Raw genomic sequence first — 25,431 nt, forward strand, 5'->3', positions numbered from 1 at the left:
GCCTTCGCGAGCAAGCCCGCTCCCACATTTTTGGCCGAGTTCGCCTCAGGTCAGGCGTTGCCGGCCAGTTTCAGGCGCGCCGCCTGGGTAAAGTCCAGCATGCGCTTGAGCGGCCTTACCGCATGCGGAATCACCGACGGCTCAACGAAGATCTCGTTGCTGCCCTCACGTAAGCACTGCAACGTGCGCTCCAGCGTGTTCATCGCCATCCACGGGCAATGCGCGCAACTGCGGCATGCTGCGCCGTTGCCGGCGGTGGGCGCTTCGACGAAGACCTTGTCCGGGCACAGCTGCTGCATCTTGTAGAAGATGCCGCGGTCGGTCGCCACGATAAACGTCTTGTTCGGCAAACGCTGCGCAGCGGCGATCAGTTGGCTGGTGGAACCCACCGCGTCGGCCAGTTCGATCACCGCCGTCGGCGATTCCGGGTGCACCAGGATCGCGGCGTCCGGGTACAGCGCCTTCATGTCCTCCAACTGCTTGGACTTGAACTCCTCATGGACGATGCATGCACCGTCCCACAGCAGCATGTCGGCACCGGTCTGGCGCTGGATGTAGGTACCCAGGTGCTTGTCCGGGCCCCAGATGATGGTCTCGCCGTTGTCCATCAGGCTCTCGACGATTTCCAGCGCGCAGCTGGACGTCACCACCCAATCGGCGCGGGCTTTGACCGCCGCCGAGGTGTTGGCGTAGACCACCACCGTGCGCTCGGGATGCTGGTCGCAAAACGCGGAAAACTCGTCCACCGGGCAGCCCAGATCCAGGGAGCACGTGGCTTCCAGGGTCGGCATGAGGATACGTTTTTCGGGGGTGAGGATCTTGGCGGTCTCGCCCATGAACCGCACGCCGGCAACCAGTACGGTCTTGGCCGGGTGGGCGGCGCCGAAGCGGGCCATTTCCAGGGAGTCGGAGACACAGCCGCCGGTTTCTTCGGCCAGGGCCTGAATCACCGGGTCGCAATAGAAGTGGGCAACCAGCACCGCGTCCTGGGCTTTGAGCTCGGCGGCAATGGCGGCACGCAGGCTCGCCTCTTCATCGGCGCTGAGGGCCTTGGGCTGCTTGGCGTCGAGGTGGGCTTGAACCAGTAGGCGTTCGGAAATTTGCGTCATGTTCGCAAGACCTGCAGGCGCAGTAGCGCGAAAGTCGAGTGTACCACCGGCTCTGGAGCCCATCGGGCGCCGCCGGACGAAGTGTTTTTGCTCATCAAGCACGGTTGAAACAGAAGCCGCGCAAGGCTACAGAATATCCAATCGATTCAAAAGCCCAATCTGGCGTTTGCAGGTGCGTCTGTCGGGCAAAAAAAGGGAAGCCCCAGCAGCGGAGCTTCCCTTTTTTTGTCCCATGACGCGGTCCTCAGACCACCCGTGGATCAATCTCCGCCGCCCATCAAGGCGCGCCCGTACCAGCCGGAAAAGCCCGGGCCAGCAAGGCCACGCCGCACACCAGGGCCATCGCCAACGACAGGCCGGCGAGCATGCCGACATGGCCGCTGCGGTCGAGCAGCACCCCGGCGCCAATCGGCACCAGCATCCGCGTCAACACGAACAGGCTGGCCTGCAAGCCGTAGTCGGCGGCCTGGTGGTGCTCGCGGGAGAAAAACATCATCAGGGCGAAGACCAGGGTCGATACCGCGCCCATGGCCGTGGCCAGCAGGAACGCCGCGACCACCAGCCAGAGCATGTCGGCGTGCAGGCCGACGGCGGCAGTCAGTGCAAGTAACGAAATCAGCGCCCACAACATAAACAGCGGAATCGCCCGGCCCGGCCCGATACGCTGGATCAGCCGGCTGCCGAGCAGGCTGGCCACGGCACCGACCACGCCACCGCCAACACCGGCGATCAGCGCGACGTTTGGCGCGAGCATGCCCTGGTCCAACAGCAGCGGTTTGAGGTACAGCCAGGCCGCGCCGACAAACGGGAAGCTGGTCAGCAGCACCCAGGTCCACAGGCGTGCACCGGGTTGGCGGAAGTAACCCGACCAGTCGGCCAGCGCCGGACTGGCCGGCTTGCCATCGGCCGCTTGTACGTCGCCTTCACGCAGCCTGGCCAAGGGCAGCAGCGCCAGCAGCAGGCCGGCGGCCATCAACAGGAACGGCGCTTGCCAGCCCCAGCGGTTCTGCACCAGCAGCATCACGCCAGCGCCGACAATCGCCCCCAGAAACAGCGCCGCCGAGCGGATACCACCGGCGCGCGCCTGCTCGGCGTGCGGCAGCAACTTGATCGCCAGGGCGTTGACCGGGATGTCGGCCCAGGTCGCCAGCACGGAGGCGGCGAACGCCAGGCCGAACAGGTACAGCGGGTTGCCGCTGATCGACTGTTGGCTCGCCACCACCAGCAGCGCCGCCAGCAGCAGGCACAGCAACATCGCCCAGTTGCGGTAATGCCCGCGCTGGAAGCGATAGCGTTGCACGGGCAGCGCCAGCAAAAACTTGAACACCGCCGGCAGCCCGGCGAGCTGGAACAGGCCGATGTCGGTGCCCGACCAACCGTGTTCACGCATCACCAGCGGCAGCCCGAGCAGCAGGTAGATGCTCGGCACCGCGAGCACAAAGCCGAGCCAGCCAAACAGCAATTGCAGGCGCCACAGGGAAGCGTTCATGAGGCGCTCCGTCGGGCCACCAGCACCGAGACCGGCGCCACGGCAAAGGCCACCTCGGGGTAGCTGTCGATGCTGCTGAAGCCGGCCTGTTGCAGGGCGGCGCTCAGGCCACCGGCCTCGGTGACGTGGCGGCCGAGCATCTGCATCGACAGGTAATACGGCATGACGCGCCTGGCATGTTCGGGGTCGGCAGGGATCTCGGCGTGGGCGCTGATCAGCACGCCGCCGGAGCGCAGGGCGGCGCGGATCTTGGCCAGGGTGGCAGGCAGGTCCGGGACGAAGTGCAGCACCGAAGAACACCAGATCACGTCGTAGCCGTCGCCAATCGGGTCGCTGGCAAGGTTGCCGCCGCGCACGCCGAGGCGTTGCTCCAGGCCGGCGCGCTGAATGTTGAGCGCCGCCACTTCGACGGTTTTTTCGAAGTCGAAGATTTCGCCGCTGAGCATCGGGTTGTCGCGCACCAGGGCAATCGCCACCAAACCCGGGCCGCCGCCGAGGTCGAGCAAGCGACGCGCCTGGGCGAACTCCGGGACCAGGGCCATCAGCCGCAGGGCCACATCGACGGTGACGGCGCGCTGCTCCTGGGCGATTTGCAGGCGGGCGGCGGCGGTCCAGTTGTCGATGGTGGTGGTCATGTCGGTGGGTTGGCTGTCGGGCTGGCCGGCGCGCACGTGTTCGCCCAGTTGGCTGCCGAACCGGCGCATGCCACGCAGGCGAAACGTCCAGGCGTCGCCGCAGTAGTGCGGTGCGTCGCTGCGCAGGTAATCACTGGCTACCGCAGTGTTGCGGTACAGCGCAGGCTGGCGTTCGTCGCGCTCAAGCAGGTCCATGCTCCACAGGACTTCGAGCCAGAAGCCGGTGTTGGCCGGGTCGAGTTCCAGTTGCCGGGCAATCAGGTGGGCCGAGGTGGGCACTTGCAACAGGTCGAAGAGTTTCCATTCCAGCGCAATGCGCAGGGCGTCGGCGCGCACGGCGGCCAGGGTCAGGTCCCAGAAAGGTTGCAGGGCATGTGGGGTGGACAGGTTCATAGGTTTATCGCTCACAGTTCATAGCTGAGCCGAAGGCCGACTTCGCGGCCCGGGCTGTACACGCGGGTGGTGCCATTCAGGTAGCCGACGGCGTCGTAGCGCTTATCGGCGGCGTTGTTCAGGTAGGCGCTGATGCCGTAGTGGCTGAAGTCGTAGCCGGCACTCAGGTCGATCAAGCCGTAGCCGCCACGGCTGTATTGATTGGCGGCGTCCAGGTAGGTCTTGCCGACGGCGCTGACGCCCCCTTGGGCGTACCAACCGGCAGGGGCGTCATAACGCAGGCTGAGGTGGCCGGTGAGGTCCGGCGCGTAGGGGTTGTGATTGCCCTTGTAGTCGTTGCTGCCTTCGCTGAACTGCTTGAAGCGCGTGCGGTTCAGGCCCACGGAACTGACCACGCGCCAGTCGTCGGCGACCAGGTATTCGGCCTGCAACTCAAGCCCGCTGGAGCGCGCGGTGGCGGCGTTGGTGATGTACACCACGCCGGGCTGGATGATCTGTTGGACCTGCATGTCGCGCACGTCCATCAAGTACACCGCGGCCGAGTAGCGCAGGCGTTTGTCGGCCAGCCAGCCCTTGGCGCCGAGTTCGTAGGTTTTGACTTTTTCCGGATCGTAGCCGGGGTAGTTGGCGGCGCTGGAGAAGGCATTGAAACCACCGGCGCGGAAGCCTTCGGCGTAGCTGGCGTAGACGTAGGCGTCGGGCTGCCATTCGTATTGCAGCGCGGCCTTGGGCGTGAAGCGTTGCCAACTGGCGCTTTGGCGGCTGCCACTGGCGGGGTCGATGTGCACTTTGTCCTGCTCGGCACGGGCGCCGAGGGTGAGGGTCCAGCGTTCGGCCAGGGGCATCAGCCATTGGCCAAAGAGTGCGCGGGTGTTGCCGCCCAATTGGCTGTCAGTCTGGGTCAGGCGCAGCGGCAGTTTTTGCTGGTAGGACAGGTCGTGGTCGTCGCGGTCGGCGTAGGCGCCGAGCAGCCACTGGTTGTTGCGCCATTGGCCTTCGAGACGCAATTCCTGGGACAGGGTGTTGAAATGGTAGTCGCGGGCCAGGTGCAGTTGGTCCGCCGGCTGGAAATCGGTGTCTTGTTGCAGGCGGTCGTAGAAGTCATTGCGGGCGGTGATCGAGCGCAGCTTCAGGCCGGAGTCGAACTCGTGCGTCACATCCAGGGACAGGCTGCGGCCGCTGGAATGGTTCCAGCTTGGCGTGCCGGAGCGCACTTCGCGCCGCGCCGAAGTGGCGGTGCCCCACTGTGAGCCGACGTCACGGTAATCCTGGCGGCTGTAGCGCAGGTTGACATCAGTGGCCAGGCTGGGTGTCCAGCGCAGCACCATACGCGCACTGTGGCGCTCGCGGTCATCGGCCTGGCCGCCCTTATAGGCGTTATCGATAAAGCCGTCCTGCTCGCGCCACTGGCCGGAGACGCCGGCATACAAGGTGCCGGGCACCAGGGCAGTGCTGGCGTCGACGCTCATGGTGCGCAGGTCGCGACTGCCGGTGCCGGCTTCAAGGCGCGCGTAAGGTGTATCGCCAGGCTGGCGGGTGTGGATGCTCAACACGCCGGCTTCGGCGTTGCGACCGTACAGTGTGGATTGCGGGCCGCGCAGGATTTCGATGCGTTCGACGCCCAGCAGGGTGTGGTCGAAGCCCTGCCCCATCAGGGTCGGCACGCCGTCCACGAGCATCAGCATCGAGGACGAAAACGCCGTCGCACCCGAACTCAGGCCGCGCACCACCGGCAGATTGGTGCCGGACTGGCCGAACGGCTGGAAGGTGAAGCCCGCAGTGGTGCGGGCCAGGCGTTCCAGATCATCGATATTGCCCTTGCGCAGCTCTTCGCCGGAGATCACCGAGAGGCTGGCCGGGACCTCTTCCTGTTCCTGCTCGATCTTGTTGGCCGTGACCTTGACCGGCGCCAGTTCAGTCTGTGCAACGGCAACGCTTGCGTTACCCAGCCAACACACCAGTACGCCCCTGAAAACAGCTGTGCTCACCCGCATTCCCCTTCAATGAATCGCCCCATGGCCGCGTCTTGGCGATGGCAGTTGATGGGGAAACATGCTACGCATTAATGCGAACGCTTATCATGTAAGTCCGTATGGATTTCGGATCAATCCATATGCGAATCGGAGCCAAATCTAGGGAGGGCGTTAAACGTGTCGGCTTTACAGAGGATTTCCCAGTCGTATCGAGTTGCGTCAACGCACTCGCGGCTGGTCAGTACGCAAGCCTGCGGCTGGATGCGCCAACAGTTGCCGGAAGAACTGGGCGAGTGTTATTCGGAACGCCTGACCTTCGACGACGACCTGATGGTGGTGCGTTCGCGCTATCGCCCGACGCGCAACCTGATTGAAGAAACCGTCAGCCCGCACAACCGCCACATGTTGGTGATTACTTTCGGTATGCAGGGTGATTCCGGCTACAAGGGCGCCGATGGCGCGGCGGTGTCGTTCAGGGCGGGCTTTACCACGATCACTTCGTTCCAGCTCAGTCTCGGCGAACGCTGCTATAAGGCCGGTGCAACGGTGTCGCAACTGCGCCTGTTGATTGGCGAGAGCATGCTCAACAAGTACATCGGCGAGCAGCGCACCCAGCAGATCCTCGGCAACGGCAATGTGCGCCAACTGGCATTCCAGAAGAGCTCGGCCGCCAGCGCCAGCCATGCCAGCGCCCTGACCCGCTACCTCAGCCACGGCGTGACCGGCACCCTGGACATGCACATTCACACCCTGAGCCTGCTCTGCGAACAGCTCAAGCTGCTGAGCCCCGACGCGCTCTCGCAAAGCCTGAAATTCAGCGCGACCGACATCGAGAAACTCCAGCGCGTGCGCGACATCATGATCGAGCAGATGGACCAGCCGCTGACCATCCCCTATCTCTGCGCGGCGGTCGGGCTCAACGAGTTCAAGCTCAAGGAAGGTTTGCACTACCGCTTCAACTCCACTGCGCACCGCATGCTCAACGAGATCCGCATGCGCAAGGCCTACACCTTGCTGGAAAGTGGCTGTCAGGTGGCCCAGGCGGCTTATCAGGTGGGGTACAAATTTCCGAATAACTTCAGCGCAGCGTTTACGCGTTTTTTTGGCAAACCGCCCAAGTCGGTGTTTGGCAAACGGCGCTGAGCCCGTCAAGGGTGCGTGGCGGGAGCCTGTTTGAAGGCGGCCTGGGCCTTGGGGTTGGTCAGGATGCTGTAGCGCGTGGTGCGCGAGACTTTCCGGGTAAGGAAGCGTTCGAATACGGGGTCGAAGATGGACCGTTGTAGATTCGGCTGCTCGTCCTCCAGGTAACGCTCACAGAGCGCACGATAGGCTTCGAGGCTGACGAAGCGCTTGATCCAGAAGTGATAGAAGTACCCCATGGAGAAACCCAGGCTGAAGTCATGATCGATAACCGAATGCGCGCAGCACTCAAAATCGATTAGGCGCAGCTGACCGTCCGGCGCGATCAAAATGTTCTTGGGGTGGGGGTCCATGTGCACAAACCCTTCGGCGAGCATCTGCGCAAACAGTCGAAACACCTGTGGCAGTAGTGCAGCGGCCTGTTCAGGTTGCGCGACAAGACGATCATCCACACTGCAATGATCATCAAAAAAGCCCACCAGCAGGTACTCCTCTTTCAGGAACGGAAAGCGCGCTTTATAGCCGAACCCGGCGACGCGCGGCACGCTGGCTGACTTGGTGGACACCACGGACAGGTTGATGAACTCGTTGGTCAGGTCATGCAGGCCAAATGCACGTTTTAGCCCCAGGTAGTTCTGCAGCTGTTTTTTCCAGTGCTCAAGCTTGTTGTGCTTCAACACCCACCGTCGCTCACCCTCCAGCAGGAACACCCCGCGCGTGGCCTCGGGTATGTCGAGGGTGGTGTGTTGTTCCGGTGCGGCGAGGAAGCGTTGGACCAGCGTGGAGAGTTCAGGCTGATAGCGGGGGTCGAAATAGAAGATTAGGTCGCCGAGGGGCGTGGTTTGGAATGCGCGGGTCATGCGGTTTAGGTGACGCATTGGGCCTTCCTCACATGGGCTATCGGCTTTGGCTAAATCGTCCAGCTACGCAGGCTTACCTAAATCGCAAGCAAAAAAAAACCCGGAAATCCTCACTTGCGTGGGCCTTCCGGATTTTCTAAACCGCCAAAAATGGTGGGTCGTGTGGGATTCGAACCTACGACCAATTGGTTAAAAGCCAACTGCTCTACCAACTGAGCTAACGACCCGCTGTGTGGTGGCGCGTATAATACTGATTTCTAAGGATTATTCAACACCTTATTTTAAAAAAATCAGAAATAACGCGTTGGGTCAGTAATTCCGGCCGCTTGGAAGCCTTCTGCACGCAGTCGGCAGCTGTCGCATTTCCCACAAGCACGGCCGTCATCGTCTGCCTGGTAGCAGGAAACTGTCAGCGAATAATCGACGCCAAGTCCTACGCCAGCCTTGACGATGTCGGCTTTGCTGAGGTTTTGCAGCGGCGCCAGGATGCGGAAGCCCTGCCCTTCTACACCGGCTTTGGTCGCCAGGTTGGCCATGCGTTCGAACGACTCGACGAACTCTGGGCGGCAGTCCGGGTAACCGGAGTAGTCCACCGCGTTGACGCCGATAAAGATGTCGCGGGCGTTGAGCACTTCAGCCCAGCCCAGGGCCAGGGACAGGAAGACGGTGTTGCGGGCCGGTACGTAAGTGACCGGGATGCCTTCGCCGGGTGTTTCCGGTACGTCGATGCTGCTGTCAGTGAGCGCCGAGCCGCCGATGCCATTGAGGCTCAAGCCGATCACCTTGTGCTCGACCACGCCCATGTCGCGGGCGACGCGGGCGGCAGCGTTCAGTTCGGCGCGATGACGCTGGCCGTAGTCGAAGCTCATGGTGTAGCAGCTGTAGCCTTGCGCCTGCGCCATCGCGACCACGGTAGCGGAGTCGAGGCCGCCGGACAGGAGAATCACGGCGCGTTTTTGATCGTTGGTGTGCTCAGTCATGTCAGCGTCCTGGCTCGTCGTTCCAAAGGTATTTGTGCAACTGTAATTGCAGGCGCACCGGTAGATTGTCCGCCACCACCCAATCGGCGAGGTCGCGTGCGTTCAGGTCGTGGTGGCTTGGAGAGAACAGCACCTCGCCCGCGCGACGGTCCAGGCCATACTGGATCAGCTTGGAGTTCGCCCAATCGTAATCATCACGGGAACAGATAACGAACTTGACCTGATCGTTGGCCGTCAGCAAGTCGATGTTCTCGTAGCGATTGCGGTGCGACTCCTTGGAGTCCGGGGTCTTGAGGTCGACTACCCGGCTTACCCGCGGGTCGACCGCGGAAATATCCAGGGCGCCGCTGGTTTCCAGGGACACCTCGTAACCGGCATCGCACAACTGCTTGAGCAAAGGGATGGCATTGGGTTGCGCCAACGGCTCACCCCCCGTCACGCAGACGTAGCGCGGCCGGTAACCGGCAACCTGTTCGAGGATGTCGTCGAGGGTGCGCACGGTGCCACCACTGAAGGCGTAGGCGCTGTCGCAGTATTGGCAGCGCAACGGGCAACCAGTCAGGCGCACAAAGACTGTGGGCAGGCCAGCGGTGCGCGTTTCACCCTGCAAAGAGTAAAAAACTTCGGTGATACGTAATGTGTCTTGCATAGTCGCCACGGGCGTAACAGCTAAACAGGCTGTCCGCCTCCGTCAGGCACTTCATGAGACCCCGCCAACGCGTAGACCCCAAGAAGCGTGTTTCATAAAAGGGCGTGGATTCTAACGAAAAAACCCGCGCCAGGCGCGGGTTTCTTCTGAACGGGCTGCTTTGCCTACAAGCGTTGCAGATCCCGCTGGGCCAACTGGGCAGCGGAAGTCCCCGGATACTGGGCAACCACTTGCTGCAGAATGCCTTTGACCTTGTCGGTATGACCCAGGCGGCGTTCTACGTCAGCGAGTTTGTACAGCGAATCCGGCACCTTGGCATGCTTGGGATAGAGCTGGCTGACCTTGGCAAATGCCTGGCCTGCGCCCTGCAAGTCACCCTTGGCCAGGTTCACCTCGCCCAACCAGTATTGGGCGTTACCCGCGTACTGGCTGTTTGGGTATTTGCGCAGGAAAGCGCTGAATGCCTGGCTGGCCTTATCGAAATCCTTGGCTTTGATCAGGTCGAAGGCCGCATCGTAATACAGCTTTTCCTTCGCCGGATCACCCGGTTCGCTGCTCGCGGCAGGGGCTTGGCTGGCAGCCGCCCCCGCTGCTGCACCACCGATGGCAGCACTAGGTGCACCACCGGCGGAAGAATTATCAGGAGTTGCGGCAGGTGTAACACCGGCTCCAATGCGTCGATCAAGATCCTGGTAACGTTCCAGGCCTTCTTGCTTCAGCTGGCGCACTTCGTTCTGCAGAATTTCAATGGTGCCTTGTTGCTGCGCCAATTGATCCTGCATACGTTGCAGCTGGTTGAACAGTTCGCCCTGTGCCGAGGGAGCGGACGTAGCCGCTCCCCCCGCATAGGCGCCGTTCGTGCCATAACCTGCTGGCGGATAACTGCTCCCGCTATTGTTATAGCCAGAGTTGCTATCTTCCACAGGAACCGCAGCCCACACCGCAAGCGGTGCGAAGCTGAGAGCCAATACAGTCAGAGCACGACGGCACGTTCGCATGACGAATTACTTACGCAGTTCGACGCGACGGTTTTGAGCCCAGGACTGCTCGTCGTGGCCAGTAGCAACTGGACGCTCTTTACCGTAGGAAACCAGTTCCAGTTGGCCTGGAGCAACACCTTGCAGTACCAGGTAGCGCTGAACGGCTTTCGCACGACGCTCGCCCAGTGCCATGTTGTACTCACGAGTACCACGTTCGTCGGTGTTACCTTCCAGAACAACGCGAGCGCCGTTAGCTTTCAGGTCCTTCGCGTGAACGTCCAGAGCGCGCATGGCTTCTGGTTTCAGGTCCGAACTGTCGTATTCGAAGTAGAAAGTGGTGATAGCGCGCAGAGCAGCTTCTTCGCTCAGGGAGCCGTCAACTGCACCAGTGTTAGCGCCGTAACCAGCGTTTGGATCAACAGCTGCGCCTTCACCGGCATTGTCGCCGCCTTTAGACGAGCAACCAACGGCTACGGACAGAGCCAGAGCCAGAGCAGCAAACTTACCAAACTTCAGCATTTCCATCGTGAAACTCCTAATGAACCCCAGTGTGTTAAGCAAATCTTGTAGCGCCGCGTCAGTTCAGGTAAGGGGACCAGGATGGTTCTCTGACTTCGCCTTGAGCGGTAGGAAGTGGGAGCCTTACGCGTCCATTAATGGACACGAGCATCAAGACTCCCCGGCCCTGCTGGCGGGTGGCGTAGATTACCATGGTGCCGTTGGGCGCAACAGTGGCTGACTCATCAAGGTTGGTATCTGTGAGGATTTTTACGGTTCCGCGCTGCAAATCCTGGGCCGCAACCCGGAAATTAGTGAAACCATCCTGACGGTGAATCATCACCAACGTCTTTTCATCAGCCGAAAGTTTAGGGTTGGCGTTGTAGTTGCCGATAAAAGTCACGCGTTCCGCGCCACCGCCACCAACACTCGCCTTGTAGATTTGTGGTTTGCCGCCACGGTCGGAGGTGAAGAAGATGGTCGAGCCATCCTTACCCCAGAACGGTTCGGTGTTGATACCCGGGCCGCTGGTCACGCGAGTAATCGCACGCGAAGCCATGTTCATCACGTAGATGTCCGGGTTGCCGTCCTTGGACAGCACGAACGCCAGGCGCGAACCATCCGGCGACCAGGCTGGCGCACCGTTGAGGCCTTCGAAGTTGGTGATCTGCTCACGACGGCCAGTATCGATGTGCTGGACGAAGATACGCGGACGCTTCTGTTCAAAGGACACGTAGGCAATACGCTTGCCGTCCGGCGCAAAACGCGGCGACAGGATGGGCTCACGCGACTGCAGCAAGGTCACTGCACGAGCACCGTCGTAGTCCGAACGCTGCAAGGTGTAGCGGGTGTTGTCTACCGAGAAACGCTCAGCCGTTACATAAAGCAGACGCGTCGAGAAAGCACCTTTGATGCCGGTGAGCTTTTCAAACGACTGGTCCGAGATGTAGTGGGCCATGTCGCGGATTTGCTCGGCTGTGCCCGACACGCTGCCGGTCAGGACCTGCTGCTCGGTGGCCACGTTGAACAAGGTGTAGGTGATTTGCAGGCGACCGCCGGCCGGCGTGATATTACCGACCATCAGGTACTGCGCGCCCACGGCTTTCCAGTCACGGAACACGACTTCGCTGGCCTGGTTCGGCTGGCTGATCATGTTGCCTTTCGGAATCGGCGCGTAGTAGCCGGAGTTGCGCAGGTCGTCGCTGACGATCTGGGCCATGTCGTCCGGCAGCACGCTGCCGCCCTGCCAGCCGAACGGTACTACCGCGATCGGGGTGGCCCGATCGCTACCGCTGGTGACCAGGATGTTCTTTTCATCCGCCGCCGCTATCCCTGCCATACAGCAAATAACGACAAGCATTCCTCGAAGAAGGTTTCTCACAAGGCTAGATCCTCAGGTGTGAATGTCATCTTGAATGAACGATAGGGAGCGAAGTCGCTTGGTTTCATTCCCTGCATCTCGGTCAACCGGCCAATGTTCTTGACCGCTGCAACCGCCGAACTGTCGAACGAACCATCGCCACTGGACTTGGCCACGCTGACCGAAGTCACCGTACCGTCCGGCAACATGCCGATCTGCAGCACTACTGTCATGCCTTTGCGTGCCGAAGGTGGACGTGTCCAACCTTCCGCTGCCCGTGCCCGAATCAGGTCGTCGAAACTGCCCGCGACTTCGTCACCACGTTCATCGGCCAAGGCTTGCTGACGCTGCGGCGTGTCGGAAAGCAAATCTGCCAGGGCCTGGGCCTTTTTCTCTTCGGCGGATTTACGTGCTGCTTCCTGGGCCTTTTTCTTGGTGGCATCGGCGGCAGCTTTCTTCTTCGCGTCGTCGGCGACTTTTTTCTTCGCCTCGTCTGCTTCAGCTTTTTTCTTGGCGTCTTCGGCGGCTTTCTTCTTCGCGTCTTCGACTATTTTCTTCTTGGCTTCTTCAGCGGCCTTTTTCTTGGCCTCTTCTTCGGCAGCTTTCTTGGCTTCTTCTTCAGATTTCTTCTTGGCTATATCAGCCAATTGTTTCTCTTCGGCTTTTTTAGCTTCGGCAGCCTTCTCGGCTTTTTTGGCTTCATCAGCCTTTTTCGCCTCGTCGGCCTTCTTCGCTTCGTCAGCCTTTTTCGATTCCTCGGCCTTTTGAGCCGCCTCTTCTTTCTTTTGTTCCGCAGCAGCCTTCACCGCTTCCTGCTCGACCTTCTTCTGTTCCATCTGTTCGACTTCAGTCTGGCGCGCAGCCGACTTCTGGGCCTCACCTGCAATCTTCTGATTGGTCTGGGTGGTGGCCTGGCTTTTCGATTTCAGCTGATACAGGGTCGCCTGCACGATCGGCTTGGCTGGCGGCAGGTCCGGGGTCATGGCAAAGCTGACGAACAGCATGCCAAACACCAGGACGTGCAGGGCAATTGCCCAGACGCTAGGCCAGAAGTAGCTTTCCGAGGCGGACGGCTCTCGCTGTTGCTGCATCAGGGCGCCTCGGTAATCAAGCCAACGTTACCGACGCCGGCCTTCTGCAGCCCGCCCATGGCACCCATGACGGAACCGTAGTCGACTGCCTTGTCACCCCGGATGAACACCTGGGTGTGCTTGCCGCCTTCGTTGCCGGCGCGAATGATCTTGGTCACCGCATCGGTCATCGCCGGCAAGGTCATGGCCTTGTCCTGTTGCTTCTGAGTGTCGACTTCGCTGCCAAGGTTCCAGTAATAGGTCTTATCGGACTTGATCGAAATGGTCAGCACCTGCGTGTTGTTGTCCTGGGGCAAGGCTTCGCTGGAAACCTTGGGCAGGTCAACCTTCACACCCTGGTTGAGCATCGGCGCGGTCACCATGAAGATCACCAGCAGCACCAGCATCACGTCGATGTAAGGCACTACGTTCATCTCGGCGACCGGCTTGCGCTTGGTTCGAGCTCGAGTGATTAAAGCCATCGGGAGGTACCTGCTTATTCTTCGCTGGTGTGCACTTTACGGTGCAGGATCGCCTGGAATTCATCGGCGAAGGTGTAGTAACGGCCAATCAGGTTTTCGCCGCGAGCGGCAAAACGGTTGTAGGCGATGACTGCCGGGATCGCAGCGAACAGGCCGATCGCAGTAGCGATCAAGGCTTCGGCGATACCCGGGGCCACGGTGGCCAGGGTCGCTTGCTGAGCCTGGGCCAGGCCACGGAAGGAGTTCATGATGCCCCACACGGTACCGAACAGACCGATGTACGGGCTCACGGAACCCACGGTGGCGAGGAACGGCAGGCTCTGCTCCAGTTTCTCTTCTTCGCGGGAGATGGCGACGCGCATGGCACGGGCCACGCCTTCCATCACCGCTTCCGGGTCGACGCCTGGCTGCTGGCGCAGACGGGAGAATTCCTTGAAGCCGGCGCGGAAGATCTGCTCGACGCCCGAATCCGGGTCCGGGTTGCTGCCCGCCTGGCGGTACAGCTTGGACAGGTCGATACCCGACCAGAAGCGCTCTTCAAAGCTCTCCAGGGCACGTCGACCGGCACGCAGCAGGTTGCTGCGCTGAAAAATCATGACCCAAGAGGTAACCGATGCGGCTACCAGGGTCAGCATCACCAGTTGAACCACGACACTGGCATTGCTGACCAGGCTCCACATGGAGGAATGGTCGACGACGGTAGGTTCCACGCTAAATCTCCTGCTTTGATTGTTTACCCGCGCCGCTTACGTCGGCAAAGGCCGCACGTAGAGCTTCGGGAATGGCCCGGGGTTTCAAACTATTGGTGCGCACACAGGCCACCAGGAACTGCCCCTCACAGAGCAGCGTTGCATCCGTTGCCCGCCTGACCTGCTGTTTGAAGCGCAGGCTGACACGGTTCAATTCGATTACTTCAGCGCTGACCAGCAGTTCGTCGTCGAGCCGCGCCGGCGCGTGATAGCGCGCCTCGCTGGAATGCACGACAAACAACAGGTCCTCCCCTGCCAGCTGGGATTGGGCAAAGCCCAGCTCCCGCAGCCGCTCGGTGCGAGCCCGCTCCATGAACTTGAGATAGTTGACGTAATACACGATGCCGCCCGCATCGGTGTCCTCGTAATAAACGCGACAGCGATGTGCGAACGACTGATCCCCGTTTTGCGCGCGCATACTCTAGTGCTTACTCCTCAGGTTGCCAATTGGCTGGGCAACTGTTTTTTCATTCTATGAAACATTTCTAACGACTGAATGACGACACCAGCCACTAGGACAGCACAAACCTCAGATAAATCGACTGGCGTGACCTTTTTAATCGTCCACTGCATCAAGGAATTCGTCTACCACGGGCATCTCACCCAATCGTGACGGAATGTTTAGCCCGAAGTGCAGATAGGCGTGGCGTGTCACCACGCGCCCCCGCGGCGTGCGCATGATATAGCCCTGCTGGATCAGGTAAGGCTCCAGCACATCCTCGATGGTATGGCGTTCTTCACTGATGGCAGCCGCGAGGCTGTCGACGCCCACTGGGCCGCCATCGAACTTCTCGATCATGGTCAAGAGTAGACGTCGGTCCTGGTGATCGAAGCCGTGCTCGTCCACATCCAGCAGGTTCAAGGCCAGGTCGGCGACGGCCTTGGTGATATGCCCCTTGGCCCGCACTTCGGCGAAGTCACGCACGCGACGCAGCAGACGGTTGGCGATTCGTGGCGTACCGCGGGCACGACGGGCGATTTCAAACGCACCTTCCGGGTCCAGGGGCAAGCCGAGAATGCCCGCCGAACGGCTGACGATGGTCGCCAGGTCTGCAGTGCTATAGAACTCTAGACGTTGAACAATGCCGAAACGGTCTCGCAACGGGTTGGTCAGCATGCCCGCGCGAGTGGTGGCGCCGACCAGGGTGAAGGGTGGCAGGTCGAGCTTGATCGAGCGGGCCGCCGGGCCTTCGCCGATCATGATGTCGAGCTGGAAATCCTCCATCGCCGGGTACAGCACTTCCTCGACGATGGGTGACAGACGATGAATCTCGTCGATAAACAGCACGTCGTGGGGCTCAAGATTGGTCAACAACGCCGCCAGATCACCCGGACGCTCCAGCACGGGGCCGGACGTGGACTTGATCGACACGCCCATTTCCTGGGCAATGATGTTGGCCAGCGTGGTTTTACCCAGGCCCGGCGGGCCAAAGATCAGCGTGTGGTCCAAGGACTCACTGCGCCCGCGCGCAGCCTGGATGAACAGCTCCATCTGCTCGCGCACGGTGGGCTGGCCGATGTAGTCGGCCAGGCTCAACGGGCGGATGGCGCGGTCCTGGACTTCTTCACGGTCACGCGGACCGGTGGCCGCAATCAGACGATCAGCTTCAATCACTTAAATCATTCCCTTCAGGGCGCGGCGGATCATGTCTTCGGCACTCAGGTTCTTGTCCTTGATGGCCGACACGGCCTTGCTGGCTTCCTGGGGCTTGTAGCCCAGGGAAATCAGCGCGTTGACAGCATCGCTCTCGGCGCTGGCGACCTGGGCCGCCGGCATATCCGGCTGGTTCGGCACCAGGGCGAACATGCTTGGCACGACTTCCCAGGCCTTGAAGCGGTCCTTGAGTTCGACCAGCAAGCGCTCGGCGGTCTTCTTGCCAACCCCCGGCACCTTGGTCAGCGCCGACGTGTCCTGGGCCGAGACGGCGCGCACCAGCTCATCCACTTCCAGGCTCGACATCAACGCCAGCGCCAGTTTCGGCCCGACACCATTGAGGCGAATCAGCTCGCGGAAGAAATCACGGTCGCGCTTGCCAATGAAACCATAGAGCAATTGCGCATCTTCGCGCACCACCAGGTGGGTGTGCAGCGTAATCGGCTCGCCGACCGACGGCAGGCGATACAGGGTGGTCATGGGCACTTCCAGCTCATACCCCAACCCGTTTACATCCAGAATCAGGTGCGGCGGCTGTTTTTCAGCCAGGGTGCCGCGCAAGCGTCCAATCACGGTTCAAATCCTTAAAGCTTGAGGTCAGATAAAAGGCCTGACCGGGAAAAACGATTGCGCTGATGCTATCAGAGACGCAGCCGCCCGCCACGACTGCGTGCAGTACCCAGGCCGTGAGGCAACAGGCTGGAACGGGTGTGCGCGTGGCAAATGGCGATGGCCAGTGCGTCGGAGGCGTCGATTTGTGGCTTCGCGGTGAGCTTGAGCATGTGCATGACCATCATCTGCACTTGTTCCTTGTTCGCCGCGCCGGTGCCGACCACGGCCTGCTTGACCTGGGTCGCGGTGTATTCGGCGATCTCCATGCCCTCCTCGGCACCTGCGACGATGGCAGCGCCACGGGCCTGGCCGAGCTTCAGCGCCGAATCGGCGTTTTTGGCCATGAACACCTTTTCGATGCCCATGGTCACCGGACCATAGGTCTGGATCACTTCACGCACGCCGCGATAAACAATCTGCAGGCGCTCGGCCAGCTCGCCCGCCCCGGTGCGGATACAGCCCGAGGCGACATAGATGCAGCCACGAGGGGTCTGTTGCACCACGCCAAAACCGGTGATGCGCGAACCGGGGTCGATACCTAGGATTAAAGTCATAACGCCTGCGGTTTGGGTAAAACAATTTTGATACAAAGGAGATCCAATGTGGGAGCGGGCTTGCCCGCGAAGACGGTGGATCAGTCAACATTTTCAGCGACTGGTACACCGCATTCGCGGGCAAGCCCGCTCCCACATTTTGATCGACGTCATACCTCAGACTAGCTGTGCAGCCACATCCTCCGGGATGTCGGCGTTGGAATAGACGTTCTGCACATCATCCAGGTCTTCGAGCATATCCAGCAGCTTCAGCACTTTCTGTGCGCCATCCAGGTCCAGTTCGGCGCTGGTGGTCGGCAGCATCACGATTTCCGCGTCGGTACCTTTGAAACCGGCGGTTTCCAGGGCGTTACGCACGGCGTAGAAACTGGCAAACGAGGTGAACACGTCGATAGAACCATCGTCGTTGGTGACCACGTCGTCGGCATCCGCTTCCATCGCCGCTTCCATCAGCGCGTCTTCATCCGTACCCGGCGCGAACGTGATCTGCCCTTTACGCTCGAACAGGTAAGCCACTGAACCATCGGTGCCCAGGTTGCCGCCGCACTTGCTGAACGCATGGCGCACGGCCGCCGCAGTGCGGTTGCGGTTGTCGGTCATGCACTCGACCATCACCGCCACGCCGCCCGGGCCGTAGCCTTCGTAGGTCAGCTCGACCATGTCGTCGGTATCGGCAGCGCCGGCACCACGGGCCACGGCGCGGTCGATAATGTCGCGGCTCATGTTGGCGCCGAGGGCCTTGTCCAGCGCGAGGCGCAGGCGCGGGTTGGAGCCCGGGTCACCACCGCCCTGGCGTGCAGCGACAGTCAGCTCGCGAATCCACTTGGTGAAAATCTTGCCTTTCTTGGCATCCTGACGCTCTTTGCGGTGCTTGATGTTCGCCCACTTGGAATGGCCAGCCATAACACAACTCCGAAATTCTGTAGAAACCTTGTCAACCCTGCCCCAGGCAGGATGCAACCCTTGTAACGCAAAGGCGCATCCGAAGATGCGCCTTTTTTAGACTGCGTAGAACTCAACGCGCTTTCACGCCGCAGCCTTACTCAGCCTTCGGTGTCTCACGCAGGCGGATGTGCAGTTCGCGCAGTGCCTTGGCATCCACCACACCCGGAGCCTGGGTCATGACGTCCGCAGCGCTCTGGGTTTTCGGGAAGGCGATCACTTCACGGATCGACTGGGCGCCGGTCATCAGCATCACCAGACGGTCCAGGCCGAACGCCAGGCCACCGTGGGGCGGCGCACCGTATTTCAGGGCGTCGAGCAGGAAGCCGAACTTCTCTTCCTGTTCCGCTTCGTTGATGCCCAACAGGCGGAACACCGCTTGCTGCATCTCCTTGCGGTGGATACGGATCGAACCGCCACCCAGCTCAGTACCGTTCAGAACCATGTCGTAGGCGCGGGACAGTGCGCCAGCCGGGTTGGCTTCCAGCTCGGCCGGCGAGCACTTCGGCGCGGTGAACGGGTGGTGCAAGGCGCTGAAGCTGCCGTCGTCGTTCTCTTCGAACATCGGGAAGTCAACGACCCACATCGGGGCCCACTCGCAAGTCAGCAGGTTCAGGTCGTGACCCAGCTTGATCCGCAGCGCGCCCAAGGCTTCGCTGACGATCTTGGCCTTGTCGGCGCCGAAGAACACGATGTCGCCATCGACCGCACCAACGCGATCGAGGATCGCGTTCAGGTTGTCCAACGGGATGTTCTTCACGATCGGCGATTGCAGACCGTCAACACCGTTAGCACGCTCGTTGACCTTGATGTAAGCCAGGCCCTTGGCACCGTAGATGCCGACAAACTTGGTGTAGTCGTCGATCTGCTTGCGCGGCATGCTTGCGCCGCCAGGTACGCGCAGGGCGGCGATACGGCATTTAGGGTCATTGGCCGGGCCGCTGAACACCTTGAAGTCGACTTCCTTCAGTTGGTCGGCCACGTCTACCAGTTCCAGCGGGTTGCGCAGGTCTGGCTTGTCGGAACCGTAGCGGCGCATGGCTTCTTCGAAGGTCATGTGCGGGAAATCGCCGAACTCCAGATCCAGCACTTCCTTGAACAGGTTGCGGATCATTTTTTCGGTCAGGCCCATGATCTCGTTTTCATCGAGGAAGCTGGTCTCGATGTCGATCTGGGTGAATTCGGGCTGGCGATCGGCGCGCAGGTCTTCGTCGCGGAAGCACTTGGCGATCTGGTAGTAACGGTCGAAGCCAGCGACCATCAGCAGTTGCTTGAACAGCTGTGGCGATTGCGGCAGGGCGAAGAACGAACCGGCATGGGTACGGCTCGGCACCAGGTAATCGCGCGCGCCTTCCGGGGTGGCCCGGGTCAGGATCGGCGTTTCCACGTCCAGGAAGCCGTTCTCGTCGAGGAAACGGCGGATGCTGGTGGTCATGCGCGAACGCAGGCGCAGCTTCTCGGCCATTTCCGGACGACGCAGGTCCAGGAAGCGGTAGCGCAGGCGGGTTTCTTCGCCCACGTCGGAGTATTCGTTGAGTGGGAACGGCGGGGTTTCCGACTCGTTCAGCACTTCCAGTTCATAGCCCAGCACTTCAATCGCACCGGAGGCCATGTTCGCGTTCACGGCACCGGCCGGACGCAGGCGAACCTTGCCGGTGATCTTCACGACGTATTCGCTGCGCACGCGGTCGGCGGCGGCGAAGCTTTCGGCGCGGTCCGGGTCGAACACCACCTGGGCCAGACCATCACGATCACGGATATCGAGGAAGATCACCCCGCCGTGGTCGCGGCGACGGTGAACCCATCCGCAAAGGGTGATTTCCTGACCATCCAGGGTCTCGTTCAGTTGGCCGCAATAGTGGCTGCGCATCATGGTAGTGGTTTCACTTCTCGTAATTCGAAATTCGGTGGAGGCCTGCCTCGTCACCGTACATTAAAGCAGGGGACGGATAATGCAGGAGCCTGCGCGTAGAGTTCAACTCAGTCTGCTTTGTCGCCGCCCGCCAGATTCTTCTTCGAGCCGGTCTTGAAATCGGTCTCGTACCAGCCGCTGCCACTCAGGCGAAAGCCCGGCATGGACAACATCTTCTTGAGTTCCGGCGCCTGGCAGGCTGGGCAATCGACCAACGGTGCTGCGCTGATCTTCTGAATGGCTTCCAACTGATGACCACAGGAAGCACATTGATAGTCGTACATGGGCATGGCGATGTCTCGGCGATCAGATCATTACTGCGCCACGCCTGGCCCTTGGAGAACAGCCCCGGCCTGCGCAGCAAAGCGCGGGATTATATATGGTAAATCAAGGCAGCGCAGCCGGCTTTCTGCCCTAAGCACGGCCCGCCAGGGCAGCGGGTCGTCCTCGGGGCCGCCGTGCTACTCGGGGTTCGGCGGCACAACCTGGCCCTTCAATGCGTGAACCACACACACCACACGGACCAGACCACTGAAGTTCTTCACCCCCCCGTAACGCAAATGCACTTCCCGATCGACATACGACAGCAACGCACTGACCGAACAGGCATTGATCCTGGCAATTTCCGTGAGGATATTCCAATAGATCTGCTCAAGCCGCAGGCACGTGGAAAACCCATTGAGCCTGACCGATCGGGACAAGGGCTTGGACAGCCCCATGTCGAACCCCTTTGCAAAGGGATCGACCTTTATCTTATGGAAACCACAGGCCTCCATCACTCCACTACCCACTCCGCGTGACATACACCTGACACTCCATTGCCAAACAACAGCCCACGGGGTACTCCCGTTGGACAGTGGGCCTATAAAACAGCAGGAAGAGCGGAGCGGCCAGAAGACGCGGAGTTGATAGTCGTAGGACAACGCCAGGAAGCGCAGGGAAACAAGCGAGCGGCGCCAGGGTGGCGCCGCTCGAAGCAGGTATCTACTGGTTTTCGAGCAGGGAACGCAACATCCACGCGGTCTTCTCGTGGACCTGCATGCGCTGGGTCAGCAGGTCGGCAGTCGGCTCATCGCTGACCTTGTCGAGCAATGGAAAAATGCCACGCGCGGTACGAGTGACCGCCTCCTGGCCCGCCACCAGCTGCTTGATCATCTCTTCAGCGCTGGGCACGCCTTCCTCCTCCTTGATGGAAGACAGGCGAGCATAGATCGAATAGGCACCCGGCGCCGGGAAACCCAGGGCACGGATACGTTCGGCAATGGAATCCACCGCCAGCGCCAGTTCGTTGTACTGCTCCTCAAACATCAAGTGCAGCGTACGAAACATGGGGCCCGTGACGTTCCAGTGGAAGTTGTGGGTCTTCAGATACAGTACGTAGGTATCGGACAGCAGACGCGAAAGCCCATCGACGATGGATTTACGGTCTGCTTCACTGATACCAATATCGATTGCCATGTTTTTCCCCTTCAATTGACGAGCGTTCATTGATCAGGTGCAGGACCACTCTAGCAAGAGACCCGGTGTTGTGCAGCCCGACACACCCCGGTGACCTGCGGCAAATCGCCCCTCTGCCGCTCGCCAGGCCGCGTGGGGCAAGCGCTACAGCGCTCAGGCAGACTCTTGAAATACCCCTCAAAACACCCAAACCTGTCTAGGACAAGCGTTTGCCGCATAAACGCCGCGTCTCCCGCAACACCCGCAAATGCTTGATTTGAGTAGGCACAGCCTTTGCTGTTAAATAGGCGGCGTGTGGCTGCCGTTAATGTTTGCGGCACGTTACATAGGCTGATACCCGCGCACGTGCTCAACGCCTCCCATTGTTCAGAAGCGAACCGTGCCAGTCAGCTCTTCCTTGTGATCCGTCTTAACGTGAGTTAATCAAAATGTTGAAAATCGTCCACCTGCTAACGGGCGTTGCAGCTTTGCTGCTGTCCTTTATCCCGAGCCTGCAGCCTGAAAGCCTGCCCTACCTGCAACAATATGACGCTCTGTACCTGGCCTTGTTCGGCCTTCTTAACCTGACGCTGGCACCGGTGATCCCTTACTGGAACAAAGGCACACGTCATCAACTGCAAAACCTGGTCAGCGCACTGCTGGTACTGACCGTTGTCGTACAAACCCTCACCCTGCTGGCACCCATGCCTGAAGTCGGTGGCCACCCGGCCATCCTGCTCAGCCTGGTAATTGCCGTGGTTGCCATCGTTCTGCACCTGGCAATCAGTTTCTACCGTTCGTCGCCTGCAGCCGCTTCGCAAAACTACGACATGACCAACCGCGATACCGGGACGGTCAAGTGGTTCAACACGTCCAAGGGCTTCGGCTTTATTTCTCGTGATTCGGGCGACGACATCTTCGTCCACTTCCGGGCCATTCGCGGCGAAGGCCATCGTGTCCTGGTGGAAGGCCAGCGCGTGGAGTTCTCCGTGATGAACCGCGACAAAGGCCTGCAAGCCGAAGACGTGATTGCGGCCCTGCCGCGTCGCTGATCCACGCCTTCGCAGCAAAAAAAAACCGCGATCCAGTGCAGACTGGATCGCGGTTTTTTATTGCGCGCCTGTTTAGTAATGAGGCGGCGGCGCTTCTTCTTCGGAGGTCTCGAACTGGCCGCCCATTTCTTCCTGGCGCTTGAGCAGTGCCGTCATCTGCAATTGCAAACGCTCGACCGCCCGTTGCTGGGTGACAAGGATGTCATTGAGGGTTTCGATAGTATCGTCCTGAAAGGCCAGGCGGCTTTCCAGGTCGTTGACGCGGTCTTGCAGATCCATGGTTCAGCCCTGGATAAAGATGAAGTCGGCAGGCAACAGCGTGCGCAACCTGGTGCGAATGGCCGCAACCTGCTCCGTGGTATATGGCACGGCGGGGTGTTTGCCCCACACCGGCGCAGGCCAGGCAGCGTCATCGCGCTTGCGCACGATCACATGCACGTGCAACTGACTGACCACGTTACCAAGGGCGCCGATATTCATCTTGTCCGCCGCCAGGCCTTCATTGAGAAGTTGCGCCAGGGCTGTGGTCTCTTGCCACAGCGTCTGCTGATCGGCGACACCCAGTTGAAACACTTCGCTGATACCGTTGATACGCGGCACAAGAATGAACCACGGGTAATTCGAATCATTGGACAGCAGCAGGCGGCACAAGGGGAAATCCCCGAGGGTCAGCGTATCTTGTTGCAGGCGTTGGTCTAAGGCGAACACCGCGGGCACTCCGTATTGGCAGGTCAGTTTCAGGCGCCCAGCATACCTTCGAATGGCCCGCCATGCAGAAGACGCGATGCAACCCGAGAAAAACAACTGCACCTTTTCGATGCAGGCGGATATTTCAACTACGCTAAGACGGGCCTCAGCGGGACGCACCAAAATGACCCACTTGTGCCTCAAAGCGATCCGCCGATTACCCACTCGCGGGGTGAACCAGTAACGTTTTGCTCTGGAGCAAGTTTTGCGCGGCCCCGTTCAGGTGTAATGGCCCGGCGTCAAGCCCAAACCAAACGGCGTAAAAACCCCGTGCTTATGCGGTTTTTACATTGAGATAACGGCTTTCACGAAAAAATGACATTCGGTTACCGGTTTGTGCACGCTTGTTGCATTCAACCTCACATCGTCGACAACGACACCCGCCTGGAAGCAGGTGTTACGCGATAAGAACAGCAGCGTTTCAATGTATAACCAGGAAGAATCCAAACTTTTAAAAAGCTTGGAAACAGCATTGAAGTTGTCAGTCCCGCTACATTCAGGACTGTGAATTTGCGACATGGATCTAGCAATTTGCGACAGCCTCGTAAAGAAGCTGAAAGGAAAGATAGGCAAGTATCGCCAAGTATTGTCAGCGTGATATAACTTTGCGCCGACACAAAAAGAAAGAGCCGCCCAGACAAAAATACAGGTGGGACGGCAGTACTCTTCCTAAAAACCAAAGGAGCAAATCACGATGCGCGTGATGAAGTGGAGCATGATCGCCCTGGCTGTTTCAGCAGGCACCTCGCAGTTCGCAATGGCGTCCGCCCAGGACGACTCCAAGGGCTTTATCGAAGACAGCACGGCCAGCATTCTGACCCGCGCCCTGTACTTCAGCCGTGACCGCCGTAACCACGATGCGACTCAAAGCCGTATCGAAGAAACCGGTCTTGGTTTCCACGGCCTGTTCAGCTCGGGTTACACCCAAGGCACCATCGGTGTCGGTGTAGACGTGATCGGCCTGCTGGGCGTCAAACTCGACAGCGGCAAGGGTCGCGCCGGTACCGGCCTGTTCCCTCAAGGCTCCGACGGCCGTTCGGAAGACGACTATTCCAAAGGCGGCGCTGCCGTTAAGTTCCGTATCTCCAACACGGTCCTGAAGGTCGGCGATCAATACACCACCGCTCCAGTATTCGCCTCCGATGACAGCCGCTTGCTGCCGGAACTGCCGCAAGGCGTTTCCATCACCAGCACCGACATCAAAGATCTGAAACTGGAAGCCGGTCACTTCACCTCGATCGTTGCCCAGGACCAGACCTACAAGGACAGTATCAGCAGCTCCGAGCCTGGCTCCAAGCGTGGCCTGCGTGATGCCAACTTCGTCGGCGGCGTTTACTCCTGGACCCCAGAGTTCACTACCAGCCTCTACTACTCGAAAGTGGAAGATTACTGGAAGAAGATCTACGCCAACGTGAACTGGACCCACGCCCTGAGCGATGACCAATCCGTAGCCGTAGACTTCAACATCTACGACACCAAGAGCGAAGGTGCTGGCCTGGTACGTTCCGACAAGGACGGCAGCAAGCTCGACAACCGTGCGTTCAGCTTGCAGGGTGCTTACACCCTCGGCGCTCACACCTTCACCCTGGCAGCCCAGAAAGTCACCGGCGACGGCCAATACGCCTACGGCGTAGACGGCGGCGGCACGATCTTTCTGGCCAACTCCATCGCCCGTTCCGACTTCAACGCCGAAGGCGAGAAGTCCTACCAGGCTCGTTATGACCTCAACATGGCTACCTTCGGTATCCCTGGCCTGAGCTTCATGACCCGTTACGTGAAAGGTACCGGCGCCAACATCGCCAGCACCAGCAACGGTAAAGAGTGGGAACGCGACATCGAAGCCAAATACGTGATCCAGAGCGGTCCAGCCAAAGACCTGAGCCTGCGCGTACGTCAAGCGACCTATCGTTCGTCTGATCAGGTTTACTCGGGTTCGCTCGACGAACTGCGTCTGATCGCGCAATACCCGCTGAACATCCTGTAATTGATTGCTTGATTACAACGATGACGTAAGGCTTCGGCCTTAAATAAAAAGCCGCTCCCCTGCAAACAAGGGAGCGGCTTTTTTATTGCAGTATTGTTTCAGCGGATAAATAACTAGCAAGCTAACTAACGAGATTAAACTCGCAGCTTCGAACCTGACCTTTCAGCCAA

At 60.0% G+C, this 25,431-nt stretch carries 27 protein-coding genes and 1 tRNA gene; 3 read left to right on the forward strand and 25 right to left on the reverse strand.

Translation table 11 applies throughout. From position 1 onward, the window contains the following. Positions 1-50: 50 nt before the first annotated feature. The 4 genes from nadA to LIY36_RS15795 all read right to left on the reverse strand — a co-directional run bounded on the left by nadA (position 51) and on the right by LIY36_RS15795 (position 5,614). Positions 51-1,109, reverse strand: coding sequence for a quinolinate synthase NadA (gene nadA, locus LIY36_RS15780; protein ID WP_032890946.1), 1,059 nt, complete (start codon positions 1,107-1,109; stop codon positions 51-53). Positions 1,110-1,386: 277 nt separating this feature from the next. Beyond that, the gene (locus LIY36_RS15785) at positions 1,387-2,598 is read right to left on the reverse strand and encodes an MFS transporter (protein ID WP_226456244.1); all 1,212 of its coding nucleotides are present in this window, start codon (positions 2,596-2,598) and stop codon (positions 1,387-1,389) included. Next, positions 2,595-3,626: a methyltransferase gene (locus tag LIY36_RS15790; RefSeq protein ID WP_226456245.1), complete on the reverse strand. Its 1,032-nt coding sequence runs from the start codon at positions 3,624-3,626 to the stop codon at positions 2,595-2,597. Before LIY36_RS15790 ends, LIY36_RS15785 begins: the two co-directional genes overlap by 4 nt. An 11-nt stretch (positions 3,627-3,637) precedes the next feature. Continuing rightward, positions 3,638-5,614 carry a TonB-dependent receptor gene (locus LIY36_RS15795; protein ID WP_226456246.1) on the reverse strand — a complete coding sequence of 659 codons (1,977 nt, stop codon included), beginning with the start codon at positions 5,612-5,614 and terminating at the stop codon, positions 3,638-3,640. Positions 5,615-5,776: 162 nt separating this feature from the next. On the opposite strand from LIY36_RS15795, the gene LIY36_RS15800 reads away from it, so the two are divergent. Next, on the forward strand, positions 5,777-6,742 hold the full coding sequence (locus LIY36_RS15800; protein ID WP_329959611.1) for a helix-turn-helix domain-containing protein: 966 nt from the start codon (positions 5,777-5,779) through the stop codon (positions 6,740-6,742). A gap of 5 nt (positions 6,743-6,747) precedes the next feature. Here the strand turns inward: LIY36_RS15800 and LIY36_RS15805 are convergent, their stop codons facing one another. The 19 genes from LIY36_RS15805 to LIY36_RS15895 form a co-directional block, all read right to left on the reverse strand. Further along, a complete protein-coding gene (locus LIY36_RS15805) occupies positions 6,748-7,617 on the reverse strand; it encodes a phosphotransferase (protein WP_226456248.1) in 870 nt (289 codons plus the stop codon). Between the two features lie 133 nt (positions 7,618-7,750). Continuing rightward, positions 7,751-7,826: transfer RNA gene (locus tag LIY36_RS15810), tRNA-Lys, on the reverse strand. A 63-nt stretch (positions 7,827-7,889) separates the two neighbouring features. Further along, a complete protein-coding gene (queC, locus tag LIY36_RS15815; protein WP_226456249.1) occupies positions 7,890-8,579 on the reverse strand; it encodes a 7-cyano-7-deazaguanine synthase QueC in 690 nt (229 codons plus the stop codon). Position 8,580: 1 nt separating this feature from the next. After that, the gene (queE, locus tag LIY36_RS15820; RefSeq protein WP_159955528.1) at positions 8,581-9,228 is read right to left on the reverse strand and encodes a 7-carboxy-7-deazaguanine synthase QueE; all 648 of its coding nucleotides are present in this window, start codon (positions 9,226-9,228) and stop codon (positions 8,581-8,583) included. Positions 9,229-9,392: 164 nt separating this feature from the next. Then, positions 9,393-10,226 carry a tol-pal system protein YbgF gene (gene ybgF / locus LIY36_RS15825; RefSeq protein WP_226456250.1) on the reverse strand — a complete coding sequence of 278 codons (834 nt, stop codon included), beginning with the start codon at positions 10,224-10,226 and terminating at the stop codon, positions 9,393-9,395. A 6-nt stretch (positions 10,227-10,232) separates the two neighbouring features. Then, the gene (gene pal, locus LIY36_RS15830) at positions 10,233-10,733 is read right to left on the reverse strand and encodes a peptidoglycan-associated lipoprotein Pal (protein WP_003209827.1); all 501 of its coding nucleotides are present in this window, start codon (positions 10,731-10,733) and stop codon (positions 10,233-10,235) included. Positions 10,734-10,785: 52 nt separating this feature from the next. Next, positions 10,786-12,066 carry a Tol-Pal system beta propeller repeat protein TolB gene (tolB, locus tag LIY36_RS15835; protein ID WP_192299426.1) on the reverse strand — a complete coding sequence of 427 codons (1,281 nt, stop codon included), beginning with the start codon at positions 12,064-12,066 and terminating at the stop codon, positions 10,786-10,788. A 17-nt stretch (positions 12,067-12,083) separates the two neighbouring features. Continuing rightward, on the reverse strand, positions 12,084-13,157 hold the full coding sequence (tolA, locus tag LIY36_RS15840) for a cell envelope integrity protein TolA (protein ID WP_017738026.1): 1,074 nt from the start codon (positions 13,155-13,157) through the stop codon (positions 12,084-12,086). Further along, positions 13,157-13,609 carry a protein TolR gene (tolR, locus tag LIY36_RS15845; protein WP_161549410.1) on the reverse strand — a complete coding sequence of 151 codons (453 nt, stop codon included), beginning with the start codon at positions 13,607-13,609 and terminating at the stop codon, positions 13,157-13,159. Before tolR ends, tolA begins: the two co-directional genes overlap by 1 nt. Before the next feature lie 23 nt (positions 13,610-13,632). Then, positions 13,633-14,328 (reverse strand): protein TolQ, encoded by a 696-nt coding sequence (gene tolQ / locus LIY36_RS15850; protein WP_010208111.1) that lies wholly within the window; start codon positions 14,326-14,328, stop codon positions 13,633-13,635. Position 14,329: 1 nt separating this feature from the next. Further along, positions 14,330-14,785 carry a tol-pal system-associated acyl-CoA thioesterase gene (gene ybgC / locus LIY36_RS15855; protein WP_015885610.1) on the reverse strand — a complete coding sequence of 152 codons (456 nt, stop codon included), beginning with the start codon at positions 14,783-14,785 and terminating at the stop codon, positions 14,330-14,332. A gap of 138 nt (positions 14,786-14,923) precedes the next feature. Further along, positions 14,924-15,982: a Holliday junction branch migration DNA helicase RuvB gene (gene ruvB / locus LIY36_RS15860; RefSeq protein ID WP_015885611.1), complete on the reverse strand. Its 1,059-nt coding sequence runs from the start codon at positions 15,980-15,982 to the stop codon at positions 14,924-14,926. Next, positions 15,983-16,594, reverse strand: coding sequence for a Holliday junction branch migration protein RuvA (gene ruvA / locus LIY36_RS15865; RefSeq protein WP_003193868.1), 612 nt, complete (start codon positions 16,592-16,594; stop codon positions 15,983-15,985). Between the two features lie 68 nt (positions 16,595-16,662). Beyond that, the gene (ruvC, locus tag LIY36_RS15870; RefSeq protein WP_065908840.1) at positions 16,663-17,187 is read right to left on the reverse strand and encodes a crossover junction endodeoxyribonuclease RuvC; all 525 of its coding nucleotides are present in this window, start codon (positions 17,185-17,187) and stop codon (positions 16,663-16,665) included. A gap of 156 nt (positions 17,188-17,343) precedes the next feature. Then, positions 17,344-18,090: a YebC/PmpR family DNA-binding transcriptional regulator gene (locus tag LIY36_RS15875; protein ID WP_226456251.1), complete on the reverse strand. Its 747-nt coding sequence runs from the start codon at positions 18,088-18,090 to the stop codon at positions 17,344-17,346. 136 nt (positions 18,091-18,226) lie between these two features. After that, positions 18,227-20,002, reverse strand: coding sequence for an aspartate--tRNA ligase (gene aspS, locus LIY36_RS15880; RefSeq protein ID WP_192299429.1), 1,776 nt, complete (start codon positions 20,000-20,002; stop codon positions 18,227-18,229). Between the two features lie 107 nt (positions 20,003-20,109). Further along, on the reverse strand, positions 20,110-20,331 hold the full coding sequence (locus LIY36_RS15885; protein ID WP_010208103.1) for an FmdB family zinc ribbon protein: 222 nt from the start codon (positions 20,329-20,331) through the stop codon (positions 20,110-20,112). A gap of 171 nt (positions 20,332-20,502) precedes the next feature. Beyond that, positions 20,503-20,844: a ribbon-helix-helix domain-containing protein gene (locus tag LIY36_RS15890; RefSeq protein WP_226456252.1), complete on the reverse strand. Its 342-nt coding sequence runs from the start codon at positions 20,842-20,844 to the stop codon at positions 20,503-20,505. Between the two features lie 181 nt (positions 20,845-21,025). Beyond that, on the reverse strand, positions 21,026-21,499 hold the full coding sequence (locus tag LIY36_RS15895) for a Dps family protein (protein ID WP_122720393.1): 474 nt from the start codon (positions 21,497-21,499) through the stop codon (positions 21,026-21,028). A gap of 428 nt (positions 21,500-21,927) precedes the next feature. Between LIY36_RS15895 and LIY36_RS27730 the strand changes: the two genes are divergently transcribed. After that, positions 21,928-22,530 carry a cold-shock protein gene (locus LIY36_RS27730; protein WP_191956007.1) on the forward strand — a complete coding sequence of 201 codons (603 nt, stop codon included), beginning with the start codon at positions 21,928-21,930 and terminating at the stop codon, positions 22,528-22,530. 72 nt (positions 22,531-22,602) lie between these two features. Here the strand turns inward: LIY36_RS27730 and LIY36_RS15905 are convergent, their stop codons facing one another. After that, complete coding sequence (locus LIY36_RS15905) at positions 22,603-22,809, reverse strand: SlyX family protein (protein WP_010208093.1); 207 nt, start codon at positions 22,807-22,809, stop codon at positions 22,603-22,605. Between the two features lie 3 nt (positions 22,810-22,812). Beyond that, entirely contained in the window at positions 22,813-23,238 is a 426-nt protein-coding gene (locus LIY36_RS15910) for an HIT domain-containing protein (protein WP_226456253.1), read from the reverse strand. A gap of 733 nt (positions 23,239-23,971) precedes the next feature. Here LIY36_RS15910 and LIY36_RS15915 point away from each other — a divergent pair. Continuing rightward, positions 23,972-25,261 carry an OprD family porin gene (locus tag LIY36_RS15915; RefSeq protein WP_192299432.1) on the forward strand — a complete coding sequence of 430 codons (1,290 nt, stop codon included), beginning with the start codon at positions 23,972-23,974 and terminating at the stop codon, positions 25,259-25,261. The last annotated feature ends 170 nt before the right edge of the window (positions 25,262-25,431 follow it).

The organism is Pseudomonas sp. AF03-9 (genome assembly GCF_020515815.1).
Classification (GTDB): domain Bacteria; phylum Pseudomonadota; class Gammaproteobacteria; order Pseudomonadales; family Pseudomonadaceae; genus Aquipseudomonas.